Raw genomic sequence first — 22,204 nt, forward strand, 5'->3', positions numbered from 1 at the left:
ACCGATGAGCCGCCTGCGAGACCCTGAGCCGTGTCAGCGGCCGCGTCAGCACGGTGACAGCCCGGGATCAGCGCGGTCGGCGATGGTTGACGTCATGAACGGTTCGGCGATCGCGATCCCCACGGGCCACCCGGCCTGAGCGATCTCGACACCGCCTTCCCTTGACTTCCGCGAAAGCTGATCAGGAGCACACCATCATGGCCATCACCCTCACCGACCAGGACAAGCTCACCCTGCGGACCGCCGCGTGGGGCGCCGTCTCCCTGATGTCCGCCGCCGGCGCCGCCGGCTCGGCCCACAAGGTCGCCACCGAAGGCTCCATCGCCCTGACCTCCGCGACCGGTGCGGTCGGGCACGTGCTCACCAAGGCGCCCAAGGGCGTGAAGTACGGCAAGACCGTGGCCGCACTCGCCGACCTGGTGCTGCCGGCCCTGACGGCGTCCATGAGCCTGCTCAAGCGGCAGGACCCGGCCGAGGCCGCCAACTTCCGCAGCACCGTCATCGTCGCCGTCGAGGCGGCCGCCCGCACCCACCAGGGCAAGCCCAGCCCCACCCTGGCGGAGATGGCCCGCAAGGTCACCGGGGCCCTCGACGCCGCTTGACGGCATGCCGACGGGCCGGCTGCTCACCACCGCATGTCAGCAGCCGGCCGGGCACCCAACCATCCGATCGGGATTCGAAGGAGCACATCCACCATGTCCAACCTCACCGAGCAGAACGAGTTCGCCCCGCGGACCGGGCAGGACCGCCCGGAGCTGCAGCAGGCCATCCAGGAGATCGTCGATTCCGGTTTCGTCGGAGTGCAGCTGCGCGTGCACGACGAGCGGGGCGAGTGGGCCGGCAGCGCCGGGGTGAGCGAGCTGGGCGAGACCGCGAAGCCGCCGACGGACGGACGGTTCCGGATCGGCAGCAACACCAAGACCTTCACCGCGACCCTGGTCCTGCAGCTGGTGGCCGAGGGCAGGATCGGGCTGGACACTCCGGTGCACGACCACCTGCCCGAGTTCGGGCTGGACCCGCGGATCACGGTGCGGATGTTGCTGCAGCACACCAGCGGGGTGTTCAACTTCACCGGCGAGTACTACGACGACGGCACTGTGGCGCCGGGGATCCCCTGGGCCGGCCAGGAGTGGGTGGACAACCGGTTCCGCACCTACCGGCCGGAGGAGCTCGTACGGCTGGCGTTGTCCAAGCCGGCGCGGTTCGAGCCGGGCACGGACTGGAGCTATTCCAACACCAACTACGTGCTGGCCAGGCTGCTGATCGAGAAGGTCACCGGCCGCTCGGTCACCGAGGAGATGCAGCGACTGATCCTGGGGCCGCTCGGGCTGTCGGGCACCGTGTCACCGGACACCCGGCCGGACATCCCCGGGCCGCACGCCCACGCCTACTACCGGTACGAGGAGGCCGGCGAGGAGAAGACGGTCGACGTCACCCGCCAGAACCCCTCCTGGATCTCCAGCGGCGGCGACATGATCTCGACCACCCAGGACCTGCACACGTTCATCTCCGCGCTGCTGGGCGGCCGGCTCCTGCCGGCCCCGCTGCTGGCCGAGATGTGCACGCCGCACCCCAAGGCCGGCTACGGCCTCGGAGTGTTCGTGCAGGACACGGGCCCGGACGGCGGCACCGTCATCACCCACAACGGCGGCATCTCGGGCTACGCGGCGCTGATGTACAGCACGCCCGACGGCGGCAAGACCCTGACCGCCTCGCTCACCTATGTGGACGACGCCGCGATGTCCCTGGCCGCGACGTTCCAGGAGACGCTGCGGAAGCTCGTCAACGAGGTGTTCTGCGGCCGGACTGCCGACCCCGCCCAGCCGGCGAGCTGAGCACCTCGGCCGGGTCAGTGCTGGGCCATGTCGACGAAGCGGCTGTAGTGGCCCTGGAAGGCGACCGTCACCGTGGCGGTGGGGCCGTTACGGTGCTTGGCCACGATCAGGTCGGCCTCGCCCGCCCGGGGTGACTCGCGCTCGTAGGCGTCTTCGCGGTGCAGCAGGATGACCATGTCGGCGTCCTGCTCGATGCTTCCAGATTCGCGAAGATCGCTCACTTGGGGGCGTTTGTCGGTGCGCTGTTCGGGGCCACGGTTGAGCTGGGAGATCGCGATGACGGGCACCTCGAGCTCCTTCGCCAGCAGCTTGATGGCACGCGAGATCTCCGAGACCTCGTTCTGGCGGCTCTCGGTCTTCTTCGGCGAGCTCATCAGCTGGAGGTAGTCGATGACCACGAACCTCAGGTCGTTGCGCTGCTTGAGCCGCCGGCACTTGGCCCTGATCTCCATCATCGACATGTTGGGCGAGTCGTCGATGAACAGCGGCGCCTCCGCCACCTCGCTCATCCGCCGCGCCAGGCGCGTCCAGTCGTCGTCGCTCATGGTGCCCGAACGCATGGCGTGGAGCGCGACCCGCGCCTCGGCGGACAGCAGACGCATGGTGATCTCGTTACGGGACATCTCCAGCGAGAAGATGACCGTGGTCATCCCATGCTTAATAGCCGCAGACCGCGCGAAGTCAAGGCCGAGTGTGCTGTTATGCGTGGGTATGCATGATCTGCTGGCGAGATACATGTGGTCGGCGTTGTCGACCTCAACGCATCTGACCGGGCGCGACGGAACAGGGCGCACGTCCACGATGTAGCGGACCAGCGTGGTGGGATGCGCCGTGCCGACCTGCCTGGACGCCTTGCGGGACAGCCGGAAGATCTTGTCCGGGGTGGTGAAATTGATCATGTAGTAGGTCGAGGGGTCCGCCGTCCTGCCCTTGACCGGCTTCGTCCGCATGGTGGCCTTGTAGCCGAGGCTCAAGATGAGCTCGAGGGCGTCATGGGCGAGCCTCCGGTTCGTCAGCGCGAGCTGGATCTGCCCGCTCGCACTGACATATCCGTCGGTGTCGAGCAGCCCGGCCAGCAGGTCACGCCTCTGCTGCTCCGACCCGCGCAGGTACACCGGCGGAATGTGCTTGTCACCAAGGACCCCCAGCGTGCGCAGGATGCCCTGAACGGTGCCACGATTCCTGTGACACTCCTGACAACGTCGCAGACCGCTCGTGGGCCGACCACAATCAGGACACGTCGGTGCGGCCACGGGCGCTGATACGCATCGCGCCCTGCCCCCACACGTACGGCCGCACGTGCGCACCTCGGAAGTCCGCGGCACGAACGCAGTGCCGCACACCACGCAGGCACGAACGCCAACGGGCTCCGGCTCGGGAAGACTCATCCGATAGGTGATGGTGGAGCCCGCTCGCGTGATGCGCAGCCCTTCGGTCTCCAGGTTGGCGATGATCTCCGGATCGGTCGTGGTGAAGCGAGCTGCCGCGCTCTCCCCATCACCGAGCCAGACCCCTAGCGCGTACGGCGGCAGCGGCACATCCTGTGGCTCGAGGTCGAAGGCCGCCGCGACCGCCACAGCGTGGTTCGGCCGGTTGTCGGACGCGCAGCGCAGCGAAGCCGCTATTTCCTCGGTGGTGACCACGCTTCTGTGCTGGACCGTCAGGGCTGCGTTCTTGGCTGTCGTGACGCGTGCGTGGAGGGCTCCGAAGAGCTCCGCCGCTGGGTAAGCCGGCAGGCGTCGAACGTAGTCGGAACGGACCGGCCCGCCCACGAGGGCAGGGACCTTAGCAATGGTCCGGATGCCTTTCTGGGCCGTGTGGAGGACGTGGCGGAACTCCTCCCCCACGACTGCGAGTGCTTCTCGGTGAGTGATCGGCTTGTCGGGCTCGGCACAGGCCGACCGGTAGACCTCTTCCACCCGCCGTACCGCTTCGTCGGGCCGGTGGAAAGCGCGGCCGGAGTGTGCGGCCCGTCTGGACGCGCGGGTGGTGGTGCGCCACTGGTGCTGGGCATCCGCGACGATCACGGTGCCGTCGCTGAACTCCACCTCGTAGCAGGGCCGGTCGTTCATGACATCGGTCGCGGCGACGACCCGCGTGGGGCGTCCGTCGGCTCCGATCAGCTGATCACCGACCTTGACCTCACCCATCGTCGTCCAGCCTGTGGGCGTGGGCAGGGGTGTGTCGAGCGCGAGCGCCTTGCCGATGGCGGGGCGGGCGGCCACGACGATCATCTGGCCGGGGTGGAGGCCGTTGGTGAGGGAGTCGAGGTCCTGGAAGCCCGTGGGGACGCCGACCATCTGGCCGCCGCGGCTGCCGATGGCCTCGAGCTCGTCGAGGGCGCCCGGCATGATGTCGGCCAGCGGCGCGTAGTCTTCGGACGTGCGCCGCTCGGTGACCTTGTAGATCTCGGCCTGGGCGCGGTCGACCAGGTCGTCGACCTCTTCGTTCTGGCCGCCGTAGCCGTAGGAGACGATGCGGGTGCCGGCCTCGATGAGCCGGCGCAGGACCGCCTGCTCGCGGACGATCTTGGCGTAGTAGCCGGCGTTGGCGGCGGTGGGGACGACGGCCGTCAGGGTGTGGAGATAGGCGGCGCCGCCCACCCGGGCCATCTCGCCGCGCTTCTGCAGCTCGTCGAAGACGGTGACGGCGTCGGCGGGCTCGCCCCGGCCGTAGAGGTCGGTGATGACGTCGTAGACCATCTGGTGGGCCGGACGGTAGAAGTCGTCGGAACGGATGATCTCGATGACGTCGGCGATGGCGTCTTTGGACAGCAGCATGCCGCCCAGCACGGACTGCTCCGCCTCGATGTTGTGGGGCGGCGTGCGCTCGAATCCTGGGCCTGCACCGGCCTCTTCTTCGTCAATGGTCACGGCGCCCCCTAGAACACACTTGCAGGCGGTCGCACCACCCCCACTTGTAGCCGACCGGTCTGACAGTTTCGCGGAGTCTCGGTCCGTCGGCAACGTGGCCTGTGGACAACCCTGTGGTCAAGCTGTGGACGAGCTGTGGACGACGGCCGCCAGGGTGTGAAATGCCTGTGGACACAGGCTGGGGATAACTCTGGCAGATATCCACTGAAGGCGCTCTGACCTGGGCTGATAGTGTCCACCGGCTGTGGAGGAAAGAAAGTTGCCGCGACACGCCGCGTAATAGGCATAATGGACCGATGCCTATTACCCCCCGAGACCGGGAGATCCTCCGCCTGGCCGTCCCCGCGTTCGGGGCGCTCGTGGCCGAACCGCTCTTCCTGCTGGCCGACTACGCCATCGTGGGACACGGCCTCGGCACCACGGCGGTGGGCGCCCTCGGGGTCGCGGGGGCGGTTCTGACCGCACTGGTGAACCTGTGCGTGTTCCTCGCGTACGGCACCACGGCGTCCGTGGCGCGGCAGAGCGGGGCCGGCAACCACGACCGCGCCATGCGCAGCGGTGTGGACGGCGTGTGGCTCGCGCTCGGCATCGGTGTCGTGCTCATCGCCGTGTTCTGGCCGCTGGCTCCGCCCCTCGTGGAGCTGTTCGGCGCGAACCCGGGGCAGAGCGAGCAGGCGGTGACGTACCTGCGGATCAGCCTGCTCGGCACGCCCGGGATGCTGGTCGTGCTGGCCGGGACCGGGGTGCTGCGGGGGCTGCAGGACACGGTGACGCCGCTGGTGGTGGCCGTGGGGTCGTTCGCGCTGAACGCCGCGCTGAACGCGTGGTTCGTGCTCGGGCTCGACTGGGGGATCGCCGGGTCCGCGTGGGGCACCGTGCTGGCGCAGACGCTCGGCGCCGCCGTCTACGTCGTCGTGGTGGTGCGCGGCGCGCGGCGGCTCGGCACGCCGCTCACCCCTGACCTGGGCGGCATCCGGCAGGCGGGCACGGCCGGGTTCGCGCTGTTCATCCGTACGGTGTGCCTGCGGGTCGTGCTGGTGGCGGCCACCGTCATCGCCACCCGGATGGGTGAGGCCGAACTGGCCGCGTACGCCATCGCGACCCAGGTGTGGACGCTGCTCGCCTTCGCCCTGGACGCCATCGCCATCGCCGGGCAGGCCATCACCGGGCGATCACTCGGAGCCGGGGACGTCGCCGCCACCCGGGCCGCGACGAGACGCATGGTGCAGTGGGGCGTCTGGTCGGGGGCGGTGCTCGGGCTGCTGGTGCTCGCGGCGCGACCCCTGCTGCCGCCGCTCTTCGACGCCGATCCGCACGTCGCCGAGCTGCTGCTGGCGGTGTTGTGGCCGGTGGCGTTGTTCCAGCCGGTGTGCGGGGTGGTGTTCGTGCTGGACGGGGTGCTGATCGGTGCCGGTGATCAGCGGTACCTGGCGTGGGCGGGGGTGTGGACGACACTGGCGTACCTGCCGGCGGCGCTCGCGGCGTCGGGGTTCGGGGTGGTGGCCCTCTGGTGTGCGCTCGGCGTGTGGATGGTGGCCCGCCTGATCACCCTGGTACGCCGCGCCGCCGGCACCGCATGGCTGGTGACGGGCGCCTAGACCACGACCCCCGCCGCTGAACGCGGGTGACCCTATATATAGGTGCACGAGACATACAGGTCCACGAGTCGGCGCGCACGGGCGCTCCCGGCTCGCTGGAGCGAACGCCCTGATCCCCCACAACGCTTCGCGACACTCCACCCAGAAGTACGAGGTGCGGCGTAGGGCCCGCCGGCATCCGCTGGCCCCCGCAAGCGCGACAGCGCCCCCACCCGCAGGCCACTGGACGTATGCGACGAGAAGAACACCCCTGCAGTCGGCCGTCTCACGGAGGTGGGCCACTGGAGGCGCGGCGTTGCCGTGGCCTGCGGTGGCGTGCTGAACGCACGTCAATGTAATCGTCTTGTGCTTGCTGTTGTAACAGTGGTGGGGGATTGTGAACGAGTTCCCTGAGCGGGGTGTTCCGTGTCCACAATTCTGCGACGACTGCCGCCTTCCGAGGCGACCGGGCTGCGTACCGGCGCCCGGCACAGCCTGGCCGAGGTCTACCGCCCGGCCGACCTGATCGTGCTCGGGCTCGGCGTGATGATCGGCGCGGGCATCTTCAGCATCGCCGGTCAGCAGGCGGCTACCACGGCCGGGCCCGGCGTCATCCTGTCCTTCATGATCGCGGGCATCGCGTGCCTGCTGGCCTGCCTCTGCTACGCCGAGCTGTCGTCCACCATGCCGACCTCCGGCAGCGCCTACACCTTCACGTACGTCATCTTCGGCGAGGTGTGGGCGTGGATCATCGGCTGGGCGCTGATCCTGGAGCTGCAGTTCGCCGCCGCCGTCGTGGCCAGGGCCTGGGGCGGCATCGCGGTCGGCGCGATCGAGAACTTCGGTGTCCAGGTGCCGCAGAAGGAACTCGTCCAGGACGCGCTCGTCTTCCTGATCCTGGTGGTGCTCACGGGCACCGTCGCGCTCGGCGCGCGGATCGGCCTGCGCGCGCTGTGGATCATGGTGTCGGCCAAGCTGCTGGCCATCGGCGCGGTCATCGTGGTCGGCCTGCCGCACATCGACGTGGCGAACTTCGGCGAGTTCTACGTGCCGCCGAAGACACTGGACACCGCGCCGGCGACGGTGCTGGAGATCCTCGTCGGTCAGGGCCAGGCGTTCGGCTGGTTCGGCATCTTCGCGGCGGCCTCGGCCATCGCGTTCGCGTACATCGGGTTCGACATCGTGGCCACCGCCGCAGAGGAGACCACGAACGCGCCCAGGGCCGTGCCGAAGGGCATGATCCGCAGCCTGGTCGTCGCCACGGTCATCTACATCGCGGTGGCGCTGGTCATGGTCGGCATGGTCTCGTACACGCAGATCTCCGAGGACGCGCCGCTGGCCAGCGCGTTCCGTGCGGTCGGCGTCGGGTGGATGGTGCACGTCATCGACGCGGGAGCGGTGCTGGGGCTGTCCACGGTGATCCTGGTGCTGATCGTCGGGCAGACGCGGGTGCTGTTCTCGATGGCGCGCGACGGGCTCATCCCGCGCGGCCTGGCGTCGGTGAGCCGCCGCTACCACACGCCCACGCGGGTGACGCTGGTGATCGGGCTGGTGGCGATCCTGCTGGCGGAGTTCGTGCCGGTGCTCACCATGCAGGAGCTGGTGGTCATCGGGACGCTGTTCGCGTTCGCGTTCGTGGCCGCCGGGGTGATCGTGATGCGACGGCGCATGCCGCACCTGGAGCGCGGGTTCCGGGTGCCGTTCTCGCCGCTGCTGCCCGCGTTGTCGCTGGTCGCCACACTCTGGCTGATGGTCAACCTGCGCGTGCTGACCTGGGCGTGGTTCATCCTGTGGATGGCCTTCGGCCTCGGCGTCTACCTCGTGTACGGCCGCCGCAACAGCATCCTCGCCCGCCCACGCGCCCCCGAGTGGCAGCCCGCCGCCGGCGGCCGGCACCGGCGCTAGAACCGCCCCGACTCCAGCACGCTGCGCAGGAACTCGCGGGTCCTGGCGTGCTCGGGCTCGGTGAAGATCTGCTCGGGAGGACCCTTCTCCAGCAGCACACCGCCGTCGAGGAAGCACACCGTGTCGGAGATGTCGCGGCAGAACCCCATCTCGTGGGTGGTGAGGATCATCGTCATGCCCGACTCCTTGAGCTCCCTGATGATCCCCAGGACCTCCAGCACCAGCTCGGGGTCGAGCGCCGAGGTGACCTCGTCGAGCAGCATGAGCCGGGGCTGCGTGGCCAGCGCCCTGATGATGGCCACGCGCTGCTGCTGACCGCCGGAGAGCTGGTCGGGGTAGGCGTTCGCCTTCTGCGCCAGCCCGAACCTGGCCAGCAGCCCGTACGCCTCCTCCTCGGCCCGCGCCTTCGGCACCCCGTGCACCTGACGCGGCGCCAGCGTGATGTTGTCCAGCACCGTCATGTGCGGGAACAGGTTGAACGCCTGGAACACGATGCCGAGCCGCTTGCGCACCCCGTCGACGTCCACCCGCGGGTCGGTGATCTCCTCGCCGTCGAGGTAGATGGCCCCGTCGTCCACGGTCTCCAGCAGGTTGACGCAGCGCAGCAGCGTGGACTTGCCCGAGCCGGACGCTCCGATGAGGCTCACCACCTCGTGCGGCCGGACCTCCAGGTCGATGCCGCGCAGCACGCTGTGGCCGTGGAAGTTCTTCCACACGCCTTCCAAGGTCAGCACGCTCATGCGCCACGCCTCCTGCGCGTACGGGCGGCCAGATGGTCGGTGAACCGGGCCATGGGGATGGTGAGCAGAATGAACAGCAGCGCCGCGACGAGGTACGGCGTGTAGTTGAACGTGCTGGCGGCGTGGATCTGCGCCTGCCGCAACGCCTCCAGCGGCCCGATGGTGGCGACCAGCGCGGTGTCCTTCTGCAGCGAGACGAAGTCGTTGAGCAGCGGCGGCACGACCCTGCGGGTGGCCTGCGGCAGCACCACGAAGCGCATGGTCCTGGCGTGGCTGAGCCCGAGTGAGCGCGCCGCGGCGACCTGGCTCGGGTGGATCGACTCGATGCCGGAACGGAACACCTCCGCCACGTACGCGCCGTAGGAGAGCGTCAGGGCGATGATGCCCAGGGTCGCCAGATCGGTCGGGATGCCCTGCAGCCGCAGCGCGGGCAGCCCGAACCCGATCAGGTAGATCACCAGGATCGTCGGCACCCCGCGGAAGACGTCGGTGTAGAGCGTGGCGAGCGCCCGGATCGGGAAGAACGCCGGCGTCTTGATGCCCCTGGCCAGCGCCACCAGCAGGCCGACGACGAGGATCAGCGGCTCGGCGATCAGGAAGATCTTGATGTTGAGCAGGAACCCGCTCAGCACGTCGGGCAGCGCCTTGACGAACTGCTCACCGTCGAAGAACGTCTCCCGCACCCGCGGCCAGCCCGGCGACTGCGTGACCACCCACACGACCAGGACGATGAAGACCACCGTCGAGACCGTCGCGATCGAGGCCGAGCGCCGGGCGTGCGCCCTGCGGAAACGCTCGCGCTCGGCCTGCCGCTCCGACTTGACCCATTCACTCATGCTCGGGTCACTGCAGCTCGGGCGCGCCCGCCGCCGAGCCGAGCCATTCCTGCTCGATCTTGGCCAGCTCGCCCTTCGACTTCAGCGCGTCCACGGCCTTGTCGACGCACGGCTTGAGCGGGCTGCCCTTCTCCATGACCAGCCCGAACTCCTCCGGCGTGCCGCCCGTCGAGCTGAACTGACCGACGATCTTGGAGTTCTCGACCTGGGCGGCGGTGACGTAGAACGCCGTCGGCAGGTCGACGACCAGCGCGTCCACCTGCTCGTTCTTCAGCGCGTTGACCGCGTCGATCTGCTCGTTGTAGACGTTGGGCTCGTTGGCGGGCTGGATGACGTTCTTGACCGCGTCGAGCGAGGTCGTGCCGACCTGAACGCCGATCTTGGCGTCCTTCAGCGCGGCCAGCGACGTCGCCCCGGCGAACTCGCTCCCCTCGACCGCGACGATCGCCTGCTTGACGGTGTAATAGCCCTTGCTGAAGTCGACCGCCTTCGCGCGGTCGGGGGTGATCGACACCTGGTTGATGTCGAAGTCGAACTGCTTCTCCCCCGGTGCGAACGCGGAGTCGAACTTCACCGTGTTCCACTGCACCTCGGTGCGGTCGAAGCCGAGCTCGCCCGCCACCGCGAACGCGACCGCGCTCTCGAACCCCTGGCCGTTGCTCGGGTCGTCCTCCTTGAACCACGGTTCGTAGGCGGGCTTGTCGGTGCCGATGGTCAGCTTGCCCGCGTTGACCAGCTGGAGCTGGTCTTTCGTGCACGCGGTGGACGACGTGGGGGCCGCCGCGGCGGTGGTGGCCGGGTCGTCGACCGGTGCGCAGCCCACGACCGCCACGGCCAGGGCTCCGGTCGCGAGCAGCATCGAGGGACGGGCCATGGCCTTGCCTCCAGGGGGAACGCGCGAAAGAACGAAGCGCATTCTACGCCGCCCTCATTGCGGTTCCATGTCCGCGGTACCCGCGCTGTCCTGGGCATCTGAGACGGACGCTCGGGACATCGGTGGTGCCCGACGTGCCACGGAGGCCGGCCCACGTGGGCTCGCGTGACGGCGGTCAGCCGGTGAAGGGTCAGCGGCCGTTTCCCTGGAAGGTCATCAGCCGAAGTACGGGGGGTGGCCGACGGGGCAAGGCGTAAGGAAGGAAAAAGGCCCCGCTCCGAACGGAGGGGGCCTGATTCACGGAGATCAGCCGGCGACGACCTCGACGTCCACGGAGGCGGAAACCTCGGGGTGGAGCTTCACGGTGACCCGGTGGGAGCCGACGCTCTTGATCGGGTTGACGATCTCGATGCGGCGGCGGTCGAGCTGCGGACCGCCGGCGGCCTTGACGGCCTCGGCGATGTCGCCCGTGGTGATCGAGCCGAACAGACGGCCGGACTCACCCGCGCGGGTGGTCAGGCGGACGCGCAGCGCGCCGAGCTGGCCGGCGACCTCCTTGGCGGTGCCGAGGTCGCGGATCTCGCGGGCGTCGCGCGCCTTGCGGATGGTCTCGATCTGCTTCTCGGCGCCCCGCGTCCAGCGCATGGCGTAGCCGCGCGGGATGAGGTAGTTACGGCCGTAGCCGTCCTTGACCTCGACGATGTCGCCAGGGGTGCCGAGGCCGGAGACCTCGTTGGTGAGGATGAGCTTCATGTCGCAAGGCCTCCTTAGCGCGCGGTGCTCGTGTAGGGCAGCAGGGCCACCTCACGGGCGTTCTTGATCGCGGTCGCCACGTCGCGCTGGTGCTGGGTGCAGTTGCCCGTCACCCGGCGCGCACGGATCTTGCCGCGGTCGGAGATGAACTTCCGCAGCAGGGCCGTGTCCTTGTAGTCGACGTAGGAGATCTTGTCGTGGCAGAACAGGCAAACCTTCTTCTTGGGCTTGCGCAGTGCCGGCTTTGCCATCGTGGTGCTCCTTTCAGAGCCCCGCCGTCAGAGCGGGAATGGACTCGGGCTTGTGGACTGGATTTAGAAAGGCGGTTCGTCGCTGAAGTCGCCACCGCCGCCGCCGAAGCCGCCGCCCTGCTGGCCGCCGCCGCCGTAGCCGCCGCCACCGCCACCCTGGAAGCCGCCGCCCTGGGGCGGGGCCGGGGACGCGGACGCCCACGGGTCGTCGGCCGGGCCGCCGAAGCCGCCACCGCCGCCACCCTGACGGGAGGTGCGGTTGACCTTGGCGGTCGCGTTGCGCAGGGACGGGCCGACCTCGTCGACCTCGACCTCGTAGACCGTGCGCTTCTCGCCTTCCTTGGTCTCGTAAGACCGCTGCTTGAGCCGCCCCTGCACGATGACCCTCATGCCGCGCTGGAGGCTCTCGGCGGTGTTCTCCGCCGCCTGCCGCCAGACGTTGCAGGTCAGGAAGAGGCTCTCGCCGTCTTTCCACTCGTTGGTCTGGCGATCCATGAATCGCGGAGTGGATGCGATGCGGAACCGAGCCACCGCTTGCCCCGTCGGGGTGAAGCGCAGCTCAGGGTCGTCGACCAGGTTGCCGACGATGGTGATTACGGTGTCGCCTGCTGCCATGGCTTGCGCTCGCCTTCCTGCACGCCTTCGCTTGGGTTACGGCTCAGAGTACGGGGCTCCTCCGACAAAAGCCGGAGGTTAGTGCACGTCCGGACGGAGGACCTTGGTGCGCAGAATGCCCTCGTTGAGGTTGAGCTGCCGGTCGAGCTCCTTGACCGTGGCCGGCTGGGCGGACAGGTCGATGACGGCGTAGATGCCCTCGGACTTCTTGTCGATGTCGTAGGCGAGACGGCGACGGCCCCAGACGTCGACCTTCTCCACGGTGCCGCCGTCGTTGCGGACGACGGTGAGGAACTGGTCGAGGGACGGCGCGACAGTGCGCTCATCGAGCGAAGGGTCCAGAATGACCATTACTTCGTAACGACGCATGCGGGACTCCAACCTCCTCTGGACTCTTGCGGTCACGACACTCTGCCGTGACAGGAGGACGCTGACGTCTGAGCCCGGGCGGCCCCTTTCGGCATCCCGGGATGACGGATCACCCATCACAACGCAGCGCTGCCCAGGTTACCAGCCGCCAGTACCTGGGCAGGCCCATTAGAAGACCAAGGGGGTGGTGGTAGTGCCACATGTTGTCCAGCCCTCCGAAAGGGGGCGGTTCAGGCTCACGCTCAATCCCGACGGGCGTGCGCACCCCATCGAGAACGGCTTCGCCGTGGCGACGATCGTCTGCGGCATCGTGGCCTTCGTGTCGACGTTCTGGCCCGCGGCTCACGTGATCTCGTCGTGGTTCGGCGCGCTCGGCTTCGGGATGGGGCTCTACTCCCAGTACATCTCGGCGACCACACCGCAGCGCGCGCTCAACGTGGTCGGGCTGGTGGGGTCGTTCGTGGGAGCCGCGCTCGGCATCGTCCACGGCGGTTTCCTCCCGCACTGACCCCCCGCGGCTAACGGCCCCGCCCACCGGGGCCGTTGCGATGTGCGGCTCACCCGATGTTCAGGTCGATGCCGAGCAGGACCAGGAACCACAGGAAGACGGCGAGCAGCGCCTCGGCGAGATCCCGCAGCAGGGCCGGGGTGATGTAGTCGTACACCCAGGCCACGTAGATCCCGATCACCACGTACACCAATAAGATCAACGCGCGTAAGCGCCAGCGTGACATGTCGTTTCTCCTCGGATCTCCTCGCACAGGGGGCGGTTGGCGACTGCCCCGAGCGGTGCCCGCGAAACGGATAAGCTCGATGACATGCTGCGCATCGGAGCCCATGTCGACCAGGACGACCCCGCCGCCCACGCCGCGGCCGTCGGCGCCGAGGTGGCGCAGTTCTTCCTCGGCGACCCGCAGGGATACGACAAGCCCGTGCTGCCCGCCAAGCCGGTCGAGGGCGTCGACGTCTACATCCACGCCCCCTACCTGATCAACGTGGCGACCACCAACAACCGCATCCGCATCCCCAGCCGCAAGCTGCTGGAGCAGCACCTGAAGGCGGCGGCCGGGCTGGGTGCGAAGGGCCTGGTCGTGCACGGCGGCCACGTCAACAAGAACGACGACCCGCAGGTCGGGTTCGACAACTGGCGCAAGGTGTTCGAGCGCATGGAGTGCCCCATCCCCGTGCTGATCGAGAACACCGCGGGCGGCGGCAACGCGATGGCCCGCAAACTGGAGCGCATCGCCCGCCTGTGGGACGCGCTCGACGGCTTCGACGTGGGCTTCTGCCTCGACACCTGCCACGCCCACGCCGGCGGCGAGGAGCTGGTCGACCTGGTGGAGCGGGTCAAGGCCATCACCGGCCGGATCGACCTCGTCCACTGCAACGACTCGCGCGACGCGTTCGACTCCGGCGCCGACCGCCACGCCAACCTGGGCAAGGGGACGATCGACTCCGAGCTGATCCTCGCGGTCTGCCGGGCGGCCGGGGCGCCGATCGTGGTGGAGACGCCGGCCGAGGGCCAGGCCGACGACATCGCCTTTCTGCGGAAGAACCTCTAGCGTTTACACACAGGCTGTGGATAACTTCCTTGGATTACCGAGAAACAAAAGCGGGTATAGAGATCAGCCTGCCCACGCGCCACTCAGGAACCGTCCGGCGTTCAGCAGCATGAGCGGCCCGCAGACCGCCGCGTAGAGCACGAGCACCCACGCCCTGCGCGTGGCGAGGCGGGCGAAGAGCACCCACAGCGGAAACCACAGCAGCAACGAGCGCGGGATCGACAGGTAGTACGCCGAGGTCATCAGCGCCGCCGCCTGCGTGCCGCAGTAGACGGCCTCGCTCCACCGGCGCAGCACGAGCAGCCACACCAGCGCGGCCACGACCACCACCGCTCCGGCGATCTCCATCCGGAACGCCACCGCGAAGTCGTCGGAGCCCATCGCCGAGTGCCACGTCGTCCGCCACGCCTCCCACGGCCAGGCGAAGTCGCGCCCCCACCCGGCCTCCTGGGCGTGCTTCCACGCCAGCCAGTCGCCGGTCCTGCGGTAGTGATAGACCGAGTACGCCGCCAGCGGCACGAACGGCGCCACGAGCCAGCCCGCCCGCCGCGGCGACTCCCCCCGCGCGACGAACTCCACGATCAGCGCCGCCGCCAGGAACAACCCGGTGATCCGCACGCACGACGCCCCTGCCGCGAGCAGCACCGCGAGCGGCCAGCGTCCCTGGCGGGCGGCCAGCCACGCCGGGATCGCGAAGGCCAGGAAGAGCGACTCGCTGTAGCCGGCGGCCAGGAACACCGCCATGGGGAAGAGCAGCAGCGCCGCCACGGCGATCCAGCCGGAGGCGCCCTCGGCCTCGGCCAGCCGGGCCAGGGCCACCATGGCGACCGCCCCGGACACGAGCGAGACGATCAGCCCGGCCGCCGCCCAGTCCGGTACGACGAAATGCACGAGCCGCAGCGCCATCGGCAGGCCGGGGAAGAACGCCGGCAGCCCGTCGTCCACAGGCCGGCCGGGTTCGCCGTCGTAGCCGTACTGGGCGATGGTGATGAACAGGGTGGCGTCCCACTTGCGCCACCGGTCGAGATAGTCGGCCAGCGTCGCGCCGAGCAACGTCACGACGAGCAGCCCCGCGCGCGAGCCGAACCAGAGCAGCAGCGCGTCCAGGCGGGTGGAACGGGTGATCATCTCAGGGCGGACGTCAGCGTGAACCGGTCGGGGGCGTCGTCGAACACTCCCCCGGCCTGGTCGTCGACGCCCGTGCGCCGTACGACGTCCTTGTCCGGGCGCAGGATGTCGCGCACCACGAACGCCATCATGATGCCGATCGTGATGACCCGCCCCCACACGGCGGTGAAGTACGTGTCGTCGCTGATGCCGAGGTCGTCACGGCCGAGCGGCGGCTGGGAGAGCAGGTAGAGCCAGATCGCGACGAAGTACCAGACCTCCGCGAGCTGCCACAGCACCAGCGGCTTCCAGTTGGGCCGGGCCAGCACCGCGAACGGCACCAGCCAGAGCACGAACTGCGGCGACCACACCTTGTTCGTCATCATGAACGCGGCCAGGGCCAGGAAGCAGATCTGCGCCAGCCGCGGCCGGCGCGGCGCGGCGAGGGTGAGCACGGCGATGCCCAGGCAGAGCACGGCCAGCGACACCATGCCGAGCGTGCTCACGTCGATCTCGCCGAGCACCGGCCAGCCCTTGGTCTGGAAGAACAGCCACGGCGAGCCCCAGTCGACCCCGCGTTCCTGGGAGAAGACGTAGAAGCGGCGCCAGCCCTCCCAGGCGAAGATCATGAACGGCAGGTTGACCACGAGCCACGCGGCCACGGCCGAGCCCATCGTCACCAGGAACGGCCGCCAGCGCGCGGTGCGCAACGTGAGCAGGAACAGCGCCCCCACGAACATCAGCGGGTAGAACTTGGTGGCGATCGCGAGGCCGAGCAGCACCCCGGCGAGCACCAGCCGGCGCTGCTTCCAGGCCAGCAGCACGCCCATCGACAGCGCGCCCGCGACCAGGTCCCAGTTGATGTACGCGGCCAGCACGACGGCGGGCGAGATGGCGTACCAGAGCGGGTCCCACCGGCGCGAAGGGCCGGCCACGGCGGCCATCAGCAGCACGCCGGCCACCAGGCAGACGCCGAGCAGGATCACCGTCAGGTCGTAGAAGCGCACGGCCTGCGCGACCGCGTCCGGCTCCAGCCACCGGGCGATCCAGCTGATCACCTGCATGACCTCGCCGAGCACGACCGGGTATTCGACCTGCTTGTCGAACGGCACGTCGGCGAAGTAGGGGTTCTGGGTGGCGAGCGCCCGGTCGAAGTAGAGCGGGTAGATGTCGGTGTAACAGAAGTTCGTGTACGTCGCGACCTGGTCGTTCCAGCCGCCCGTGCGGCACGGCAGCCGCACGACGTACGCGAGGGTCGCCCCCAGGGCCGCGATCAGCCCCAGGGGCAGGTACGGCACGGCACGCGCCCCCCAGGGGGCGCGTGCCTCGGTCATCGTCACTGGTCCTCTGGCCTAGTGGACATCGGTTCCTGCCCGCTCGGCCGCGCCCTGGGCGCCGAGCCGCCGCCCGCGAGCCCGATCTCGTCGTCGGAGAACTGGTCGACCCCGCCGTCGTCGACGCTCGGGTCGTCCTCGGTCGTCACGTCGCCGTCGCAGTTGACGAAGCAGTCCTCGTCGGTGCCGCCGAACGGGTTGCCCTCGTCGAACGGGTCGCCCTCACCGAACGGGTCGTCCTCGGGGGTCGGCGTGGGCGTGGGCGTCGGGCTCGGCACGATGTTCTCCGGCACGCCGACCTCGGCCGGCTCGGGGAACTGCTCGACCGGCAGGCCCTCGTGGGCGAGCTGCATGAACTTCTGCCAGACGATCGTGGGCGGACCGGCGCCCTCGAACCCGAGCGAGGTCTCCTTCGGCCTGGTGTACGGGTTGTCCCAGCCGTACTTGTCGCTGCCCTTGCGGAAGACCGGGCAGTTGGAGTGCTCGGGCGGTACGACCTTGCCCGACTTGGTCACGCACTGCTCGCGGTAGAAGCCGACGGCGGTGGAGATCTGCGGGGTGTAGCCGACGAACCAGGCTTCCTTCTCGTCGTTGTTGGTGCCGGTCTTGCCGGCGGCCGGCCGGTTGCCGAGGCCCTTGCCCGCCGCGGTGCCGGACTTGAGCACCTCCGCCATGGCGGTCGTGGCGTCGGCGGCCACGCCCGGGGCGATGACCTGCTTGGGGTTGGCCACCTCGGGGTAGGCGACCTGGCCGTTCTGCCGGACCTCTTTCACGACGTGGTAGCGGGTGTACTTGCCGCCGTTGGCGAAGATCGCGTAGCCGGCGGCCTGCTCGACCGGCGTCACCAGCGCGCTGCCGATGGCGAACTGGTAGTGGTGCTCGGCGATGTCGTCTTCCATGCGCTTCTGGTTGAAGCCGGCCGCCTCGACCAGGTGCTTGACGTCGTCGAGTTGGTTCGGCAGCGCGTACGCCATCGAGACGAACGCGGTGTTGACCGACTGCGCGGTGGCCTTGACCACGTCGACGGCGGCGCCGACGTTGTGGCTGTTGGTGATGCCGCCCTCCTGCTGGCCGGGCAGCACCTTCGGCACGGTCTCGTTGCCCGGCACGAAGCTCTTGAGCGAGTAGCCGGCCTGCAGCCAGGCCGCCAGCACGTACGGCTTGAACGCGGACGCGGCCTGCTTCTGCGACTGGAAGGGCTCGTTCCACGGGTCGTTGAGGTAGTTGTCACCGCCGTAGAAGGCGAGCACGCGCCCGTTCTTGGGGTCGACGGCGGCCAGGCCCGCGTGGAACTCGTTGGACATGCCCTTCGTCGTGCTGGTCACCGCGGCCTTCGCGGCCTGCATCAGCTTCTTGTCGAAGGTGGAGATGATGTCGTAGCCGCCGCTCTTGACCTCGTCCTCGTCCAGGCCGCGCTGCTCCAGCTCGTTCAGCACCTCCTTGACCATGTAGCCGCGCAGGCCGCCCAGCTCGTTGGTGTCGCTGCTCTTCACCGTCTTGGGGAACTTGGCCGTCTGGGGCAGGTCGCCGTAGCGGTCGGGCCACTGCTCGGCCATGTTCTGGATGACGTTCTTGAAGCGCGCCTGCAGCGCGGGCTCGTCGGCGTCCCACGCGGGCTGCTGGATGCGCGCCGCGAGGTAGGCGCCCTGCTCGGGGGTGAGCTTCGCGGCGGTGACCTTGTTGCCGAAGTACGCCTTGGCGGCGGCCTCGACGCCGTACGCGCGGCCGAAGTTGATGGTGTTGAGGTACGTCTCCAGGATCTCGTCCTTGGTCATGTTCTCGTCGAGCTTGACCGCGACGAAGATCTCCATGACCTTTCGCTTGATGGAGACTTCCTGGCTGAGGCCGTCGTAGTAGTTACGGGCCATCTGCTGGGTGATGGTCGAGGCGCCCTGGAGCTGCTGCCCGGTGGCGGTCATCCACACCGAACGGAACATGGCGGGGATCGAGACGCCGGAGTCCTCGTAGAACGTCTTGTTCTCGATGGCCACCGCGGCGTCCCGCACGCTCTGCGACATCTTCGCGAGCGGCACCCGCTCACGCTTGAAGCCGAGCGTGGCGATGACGGTCTTGCCGTCGCGGTAGTAGATGGTGCTCTGCTGCGCGGTCGCCTCGGCCTGCGCCGCGGTCGGCACCTCGACGTTGGCGTACGCGACCATGACCATGCCGAAGATGCCGGCGGCGAGGATGACGACGCCCGCCACGACGATCTTCCAGCTCGGCACGAACCTGCGCCAGCCGCCGCGACCGCCGCCGCCCTTTCTGACCGGAGGGCCGGGCGGCTCGGGCGGCCCGCCCTCGCCGCGCCGGCGCGAGCGCCGCGGGGCGTCGCTGACGATGGTCTCCTGGTTGCTCATCGCGCGGGTCTCCTGGCGGGCGCGCGTGCGCGGGCCCTCCTGGGTGACGTCGCGGCGTGGCGAAGGCGGTGCGGGCCGGCGCGGCGGCGGCTCGTCGTACGGCTGCGCGGCCATGGCGCCGGTCTGCTCGTATGCGGCCTCGGGCCGGCGTTGCGACGGGGCCGCGCCCCAGCCGGATTCGCCGGTTTGAGGCGGAGAACCTGGGGGCACAGAACGGGATGAGCTGGAACGACGGCGTCTACCCGGGCGGGGTTGATGCGCCGTCCCCTCATTCATGCTGTTACTCACACGTCCTCGCATCGTCGTCGGAACAAAAACGGCGGTTGGGCGTGAGGCTCCTCGCCGCCCTCGGATATCACGCTTGGCCGACGAGGTCAGGCGGTCCGTTCCCGAGGACGTACGACACCGTCAGGTGGTTCCAGGAACAACCTTGGCAGACCTCGACAACGTACACCCGGAACTCATCGTAATCATGAGCCATGACGGCGAGTTCTGACGTGACCTTTGCCTGACCGGCATGCCGCCGCAGGGAATCGCCATGAACATCGGTCACGTTGGTGACGTTCTCCTTCTCGCACACCGGGCAGAGGCGTTCGGTCGGCCCGCCGAAACGGCGGGCCGCGCGAAGGAGGTACGACTGTGCGTCACAGACTTCGCCGCGTAACGTGCGCCCGGCACGCCGGGAGTGGACCACCGCCCTTTCGGCGAGGCCGTAATCCACCACCCTTCGCTGTGACCACATGTGCGCCAGACTACGGCGTTTCTCCGGTTCATCCCAACGACTTGCCCGATTTGCCGATTGCGGCCATATAGCGGGCGGACGTATCCTCGGGATGTATCGGCTCGATACATCGACGCGAGAGGGGGGCGGTTCCGATGGCCGGCGGACAGGGCAGGGTCTTGGAGCTGGCCGTGCTCGGGTCGCTGCACGAAACCCCGCTGCACGGCTACGAGCTGCGCAAACGGCTCAACGCCCTGCTGGGGATGTTCCGCGCGTTCTCCTACGGGTCGCTGTACCCCTGTCTGCGATCACTTCTGGCCCGGGGCCTCATCGCCGAGGAGCAGCCCGCTCCGACCGCGATCGTCGGCGGCAGGTCGAAGATCGTCTACAAGCTGACCGCCGAGGGCAAGGAACGGCTGCAGGAGCTCCTGACCCAGGCCGGCCCTTCCGCCTGGGAGGACGAGAGCTTCGGTGTGCACTTCGCCTTCTTCCGCCACACCGAGGCCGAGGTACGCCTGCGCATTCTCGAAGGCCGCCGCAGCCGACTCGAGGAGCGGCTCGACGCGGTGCGCACCGCGCTCGCGCGCACCGCGGAGCGGCTCGACAGCTACACGCTGGAGCTGCAACGCCACGGGCTCGAGTCGGTGGAGCGCGAGGTGCGCTGGCTGAACGAGCTGATCGCAACGGAGCGTCGGGCCTCTTCAGAGGAGAGGCCCGAAAGAGATACCACGTCAACTGATGAGTAAGGGAGCGAGTGCGATGGGTTCGGTTCGCGTGGCCATTGTCGGTGTCGGCAACTGCGCGTCCTCGCTGGTCCAGGGCGTTCACTATTACAAGGACGCCGACCCGGACATACGGGTCCCGGGCCTGATGCACGTGAAGTTCGGCGACTACCACGTCGGCGACGTCGAGTTCGTCGCGGCCTTCGACGTGGACGCCAAGAAGGTCGGCCGCGACCTGTCCGAGGCGATCGTCGCCAGCGAGAACAACACCATCAAGATCACCGACGTGCCGCCCCTCGGGGTGACCGTCCAGCGCGGCCACACCTTCGACGGCCTGGGCGAGTACTACCGCGAGATCATCGAGGAGTCCGACGAGGCGCCCGTCGACGTGGTCAAGGTGCTGCGGGACAACCAGGTGGACGTCCTGGTGTCGTACCTGCCGGTGGGCTCGGAGGAGGCCGACCGCTTCTACGCGCAGTGCGCCATCGACGCCAAGGTCGCGTTCGTCAACGCGCTGCCGGTGTTCATCGCCTCCGACCCCGAGTGGGCGGAGAAGTTCACCGAGGCCGGTGTGCCGATCGTCGGCGACGACATCAAGTCGCAGGTCGGCGCCACGATCACGCACCGCGTGCTGGCCAAGCTGTTCGAGGACCGCGGGGTGGAGCTGCTGCGCACGTACCAGCTCAACTTCGGCGGCAACATGGACTTCATGAACATGCTGGAGCGCACCCGCCTCCAGTCGAAGAAGATCTCCAAGACCCAGTCGGTCACCTCGCAGATCCCCCACGAGATGGCCAAGGCCGACGTGCACATCGGCCCGTCCGACCACGTGCCGTGGCTCGACGACCGCAAGTTCGCCTACGTCCGGCTGGAGGGGCGTTCCTTCGGTGACACGCCGCTGAGCCTGGAGTACAAGCTCGAGGTCTGGGACTCGCCCAACTCGGCCGGCATCATCATCGACGCGGTGCGCGCCGCGAAGATCGCGCTCGACCGGGGCATCGGCGGTCCGATCCTGTCGGCGTCCTCCTACTTCATGAAGTCGCCGCCGGAGCAGTACTCCGACGACGACGCCCGCGACTACGTCGAGAAGTTCATCCGCGGCGAGGTCGACCGCTGACCCGCTGACCCGCTTCCCGTGAGGCGCCGTGACCCTCGGTGGGGTGCGGCGCCTTCCGTTTCACGGGCGGGCGGCGGGAGGGAGCTCGGCCGCCGGGGCCGGCGGCCAGGCGAGCGGGTCGGCGCCCAGCTCGACCAGCAGCGGCACCTGCTCCCTGCACCACGGCGAGATCGCGAGCAGGCCGTTCTGGACGCCGTCGGCGAACTCCTTCCACGGCATCCAGGCCACCTCCCCCACCTCGTCGGGGTTGGGCCGGGCGGAGGCGTCGACGATGACGCGGTAGACCGGGCAGAGCTCGTGCTCCACGATGCCGTTGGCCATGACGGCGCGGTAGGCGAAGGTGGGCAGCACGAGGTCGACGCGCTCGACCTCGAGCCCGAGCTCGTAGGACAGCCGGCGCACCACCGCGTTCTCGAGCGGCTCCCCGGGCAGGGGGTGACCGCAGCAGCTGTTGGTCCACACCCCCGGCCACGTGATCTTGTGATCCGCTCTCCTGGTGAGCAGCACGCGGCCTTCGCGGTCGAAGACGTAGCTGGAGAACGCAAGATGTAGGGGGGTCTCCTGGCCGTGCACCGACGTCTTGGGCGCCGTGCCCAGCGCGTGGCCGGCACGATCAACGAGCACCACGTGTTCCTCAGTCGTCACGCTATGAAGCG

General features: G+C 68.9%; 22 protein-coding genes. 8 read left to right on the plus strand and 14 right to left on the minus strand.

The genetic code is table 11. The features are described from left to right. Positions 1-197 precede the first annotated feature (197 nt). The gene (locus tag C1J01_RS04090) at positions 198-602 is read left to right on the plus strand and encodes a hypothetical protein (protein ID WP_111176111.1); all 405 of its coding nucleotides are present in this window, start codon (positions 198-200) and stop codon (positions 600-602) included. 93 nt (positions 603-695) lie between these two features. Then, a complete protein-coding gene (locus C1J01_RS04095) occupies positions 696-1,835 on the plus strand; it encodes a serine hydrolase domain-containing protein (protein WP_111176113.1) in 1,140 nt (379 codons plus the stop codon). Between the two features lie 14 nt (positions 1,836-1,849). Here C1J01_RS04095 and dnaB read toward each other — a convergent pair whose 3' ends face one another. Further along, positions 1,850-4,708 (minus strand): replicative DNA helicase, encoded by a 2,859-nt coding sequence (dnaB, locus tag C1J01_RS04100; RefSeq protein WP_111176115.1) that lies wholly within the window; start codon positions 4,706-4,708, stop codon positions 1,850-1,852. Positions 4,709-5,004: 296 nt separating this feature from the next. Between dnaB and C1J01_RS04105 the strand changes: the two genes are divergently transcribed. Together C1J01_RS04105 and C1J01_RS04110 are read left to right on the plus strand one after the other, a co-directional pair. Further along, a complete protein-coding gene (locus C1J01_RS04105) occupies positions 5,005-6,306 on the plus strand; it encodes an MATE family efflux transporter (RefSeq protein WP_111176117.1) in 1,302 nt (433 codons plus the stop codon). A 405-nt stretch (positions 6,307-6,711) separates the two neighbouring features. Continuing rightward, entirely contained in the window at positions 6,712-8,190 is a 1,479-nt protein-coding gene (locus tag C1J01_RS04110; RefSeq protein ID WP_235854243.1) for an APC family permease, read from the plus strand. On the opposite strand, the gene C1J01_RS04115 is transcribed toward C1J01_RS04110, so the two are convergent. The 7 genes from C1J01_RS04115 to rpsF all read right to left on the minus strand — a co-directional run bounded on the left by C1J01_RS04115 (position 8,187) and on the right by rpsF (position 12,628). After that, positions 8,187-8,930, minus strand: a complete 744-nt coding sequence (locus tag C1J01_RS04115; RefSeq protein WP_111176119.1) for an amino acid ABC transporter ATP-binding protein — start codon at positions 8,928-8,930, stop codon at positions 8,187-8,189. The genes C1J01_RS04110 and C1J01_RS04115 overlap by 4 nt on opposite strands. Next, on the minus strand, positions 8,927-9,766 hold the full coding sequence (locus tag C1J01_RS04120; protein WP_111176121.1) for an amino acid ABC transporter permease: 840 nt from the start codon (positions 9,764-9,766) through the stop codon (positions 8,927-8,929). Before C1J01_RS04120 ends, C1J01_RS04115 begins: the two co-directional genes overlap by 4 nt. A 7-nt stretch (positions 9,767-9,773) precedes the next feature. Continuing rightward, positions 9,774-10,640, minus strand: a complete 867-nt coding sequence (locus C1J01_RS04125; protein WP_111176123.1) for an ABC transporter substrate-binding protein — start codon at positions 10,638-10,640, stop codon at positions 9,774-9,776. A gap of 306 nt (positions 10,641-10,946) precedes the next feature. Continuing rightward, positions 10,947-11,393 (minus strand): 50S ribosomal protein L9, encoded by a 447-nt coding sequence (rplI, locus tag C1J01_RS04130; RefSeq protein WP_111176125.1) that lies wholly within the window; start codon positions 11,391-11,393, stop codon positions 10,947-10,949. A gap of 14 nt (positions 11,394-11,407) precedes the next feature. Next, entirely contained in the window at positions 11,408-11,644 is a 237-nt protein-coding gene (gene rpsR, locus C1J01_RS04135; protein ID WP_020543048.1) for a 30S ribosomal protein S18, read from the minus strand. 63 nt (positions 11,645-11,707) lie between these two features. Further along, complete coding sequence (locus C1J01_RS04140) at positions 11,708-12,259, minus strand: single-stranded DNA-binding protein (protein WP_111176127.1); 552 nt, start codon at positions 12,257-12,259, stop codon at positions 11,708-11,710. A gap of 78 nt (positions 12,260-12,337) precedes the next feature. Continuing rightward, the gene (gene rpsF / locus C1J01_RS04145) at positions 12,338-12,628 is read right to left on the minus strand and encodes a 30S ribosomal protein S6 (protein WP_111176129.1); all 291 of its coding nucleotides are present in this window, start codon (positions 12,626-12,628) and stop codon (positions 12,338-12,340) included. A gap of 193 nt (positions 12,629-12,821) precedes the next feature. Here rpsF and C1J01_RS04150 point away from each other — a divergent pair, with 193 nt between their 5' ends. Further along, positions 12,822-13,136 carry a hypothetical protein gene (locus C1J01_RS04150; RefSeq protein ID WP_111176131.1) on the plus strand — a complete coding sequence of 105 codons (315 nt, stop codon included), beginning with the start codon at positions 12,822-12,824 and terminating at the stop codon, positions 13,134-13,136. A gap of 49 nt (positions 13,137-13,185) precedes the next feature. Here C1J01_RS04150 and C1J01_RS49550 read toward each other — a convergent pair whose 3' ends face one another. Further along, on the minus strand, positions 13,186-13,362 hold the full coding sequence (locus C1J01_RS49550) for a hypothetical protein (RefSeq protein ID WP_181448565.1): 177 nt from the start codon (positions 13,360-13,362) through the stop codon (positions 13,186-13,188). 84 nt (positions 13,363-13,446) lie between these two features. Here C1J01_RS49550 and C1J01_RS04155 point away from each other — a divergent pair, with 84 nt between their 5' ends. Beyond that, positions 13,447-14,190 (plus strand): deoxyribonuclease IV, encoded by a 744-nt coding sequence (locus C1J01_RS04155; protein ID WP_181448566.1) that lies wholly within the window; start codon positions 13,447-13,449, stop codon positions 14,188-14,190. A 63-nt stretch (positions 14,191-14,253) separates the two neighbouring features. Here the strand turns inward: C1J01_RS04155 and C1J01_RS04160 are convergent, their stop codons facing one another. The 4 genes from C1J01_RS04160 to C1J01_RS04175 all read right to left on the minus strand — a co-directional run bounded on the left by C1J01_RS04160 (position 14,254) and on the right by C1J01_RS04175 (position 19,730). Beyond that, positions 14,254-15,318, minus strand: coding sequence for a mannosyltransferase family protein (locus C1J01_RS04160; protein WP_111176133.1), 1,065 nt, complete (start codon positions 15,316-15,318; stop codon positions 14,254-14,256). Next, on the minus strand, positions 15,315-16,631 hold the full coding sequence (locus C1J01_RS04165; RefSeq protein ID WP_111176135.1) for a glycosyltransferase family 87 protein: 1,317 nt from the start codon (positions 16,629-16,631) through the stop codon (positions 15,315-15,317). Before C1J01_RS04165 ends, C1J01_RS04160 begins: the two co-directional genes overlap by 4 nt. 2 nt (positions 16,632-16,633) lie before the next feature. Beyond that, a complete protein-coding gene (locus C1J01_RS04170; RefSeq protein ID WP_181448567.1) occupies positions 16,634-19,102 on the minus strand; it encodes a transglycosylase domain-containing protein in 2,469 nt (822 codons plus the stop codon). Positions 19,103-19,343: 241 nt separating this feature from the next. Then, positions 19,344-19,730 carry a DUF5318 family protein gene (locus C1J01_RS04175; protein ID WP_111176139.1) on the minus strand — a complete coding sequence of 129 codons (387 nt, stop codon included), beginning with the start codon at positions 19,728-19,730 and terminating at the stop codon, positions 19,344-19,346. A gap of 134 nt (positions 19,731-19,864) precedes the next feature. Here C1J01_RS04175 and C1J01_RS04180 point away from each other — a divergent pair, with 134 nt between their 5' ends. Then, positions 19,865-20,455 carry a PadR family transcriptional regulator gene (locus C1J01_RS04180; protein WP_111176141.1) on the plus strand — a complete coding sequence of 197 codons (591 nt, stop codon included), beginning with the start codon at positions 19,865-19,867 and terminating at the stop codon, positions 20,453-20,455. A 13-nt stretch (positions 20,456-20,468) separates the two neighbouring features. Beyond that, on the plus strand, positions 20,469-21,548 hold the full coding sequence (locus C1J01_RS04185; protein WP_111176143.1) for an inositol-3-phosphate synthase: 1,080 nt from the start codon (positions 20,469-20,471) through the stop codon (positions 21,546-21,548). A 60-nt stretch (positions 21,549-21,608) separates the two neighbouring features. On the opposite strand, the gene idi is transcribed toward C1J01_RS04185, so the two are convergent. Continuing rightward, a complete protein-coding gene (idi, locus tag C1J01_RS04190; RefSeq protein WP_111176145.1) occupies positions 21,609-22,193 on the minus strand; it encodes an isopentenyl-diphosphate Delta-isomerase in 585 nt (194 codons plus the stop codon). Between the last annotated feature and the right edge of the window lie 11 nt (positions 22,194-22,204).

This window comes from Nonomuraea aridisoli (assembly GCF_003236395.1).
Lineage (GTDB): Bacteria > Actinomycetota > Actinomycetes > Streptosporangiales > Streptosporangiaceae > Nonomuraea > Nonomuraea aridisoli.

Bases quoted from the DNA above. Each gene is read 5' to 3' on its own strand.
- C1J01_RS04090 (WP_111176111.1), top strand. From the start codon at position 198: ATGGCCATCACCCTCACCGACCAGGACAAGCTCACCCTGCGGACCGCC.
- C1J01_RS04095 (WP_111176113.1), top strand. From the start codon at position 696: ATGTCCAACCTCACCGAGCAGAACGAGTTCGCCCCGCGGACCGGGCAG.
- C1J01_RS04105 (WP_111176117.1), top strand. From the start codon at position 5,005: ATGCCTATTACCCCCCGAGACCGGGAGATCCTCCGCCTGGCCGTCCCC.
- C1J01_RS04115 (WP_111176119.1), bottom strand. From the start codon at position 8,930: ATGAGCGTGCTGACCTTGGAAGGCGTGTGGAAGAACTTCCACGGCCAC.
- C1J01_RS04120 (WP_111176121.1), bottom strand. From the start codon at position 9,766: ATGAGTGAATGGGTCAAGTCGGAGCGGCAGGCCGAGCGCGAGCGTTTC.
- C1J01_RS04125 (WP_111176123.1), bottom strand. From the start codon at position 10,640: ATGGCCCGTCCCTCGATGCTGCTCGCGACCGGAGCCCTGGCCGTGGCG.
- rplI (WP_111176125.1), bottom strand. From the start codon at position 11,393: ATGAAGCTCATCCTCACCAACGAGGTCTCCGGCCTCGGCACCCCTGGC.
- rpsR (WP_020543048.1), bottom strand. From the start codon at position 11,644: ATGGCAAAGCCGGCACTGCGCAAGCCCAAGAAGAAGGTTTGCCTGTTC.
- C1J01_RS04140 (WP_111176127.1), bottom strand. From the start codon at position 12,259: ATGGCAGCAGGCGACACCGTAATCACCATCGTCGGCAACCTGGTCGAC.
- rpsF (WP_111176129.1), bottom strand. From the start codon at position 12,628: ATGCGTCGTTACGAAGTAATGGTCATTCTGGACCCTTCGCTCGATGAG.
- C1J01_RS49550 (WP_181448565.1), bottom strand. From the start codon at position 13,362: ATGTCACGCTGGCGCTTACGCGCGTTGATCTTATTGGTGTACGTGGTG.
- C1J01_RS04155 (WP_181448566.1), top strand. From the start codon at position 13,447: ATGCTGCGCATCGGAGCCCATGTCGACCAGGACGACCCCGCCGCCCAC.
- C1J01_RS04160 (WP_111176133.1), bottom strand. From the start codon at position 15,318: ATGATCACCCGTTCCACCCGCCTGGACGCGCTGCTGCTCTGGTTCGGC.
- C1J01_RS04165 (WP_111176135.1), bottom strand. From the start codon at position 16,631: ATGACCGAGGCACGCGCCCCCTGGGGGGCGCGTGCCGTGCCGTACCTG.
- C1J01_RS04170 (WP_181448567.1), bottom strand. From the start codon at position 19,102: ATGGCCGCGCAGCCGTACGACGAGCCGCCGCCGCGCCGGCCCGCACCG.
- C1J01_RS04175 (WP_111176139.1), bottom strand. From the start codon at position 19,730: ATGTGGTCACAGCGAAGGGTGGTGGATTACGGCCTCGCCGAAAGGGCG.
- C1J01_RS04180 (WP_111176141.1), top strand. From the start codon at position 19,865: ATGGCCGGCGGACAGGGCAGGGTCTTGGAGCTGGCCGTGCTCGGGTCG.
- C1J01_RS04185 (WP_111176143.1), top strand. From the start codon at position 20,469: ATGGGTTCGGTTCGCGTGGCCATTGTCGGTGTCGGCAACTGCGCGTCC.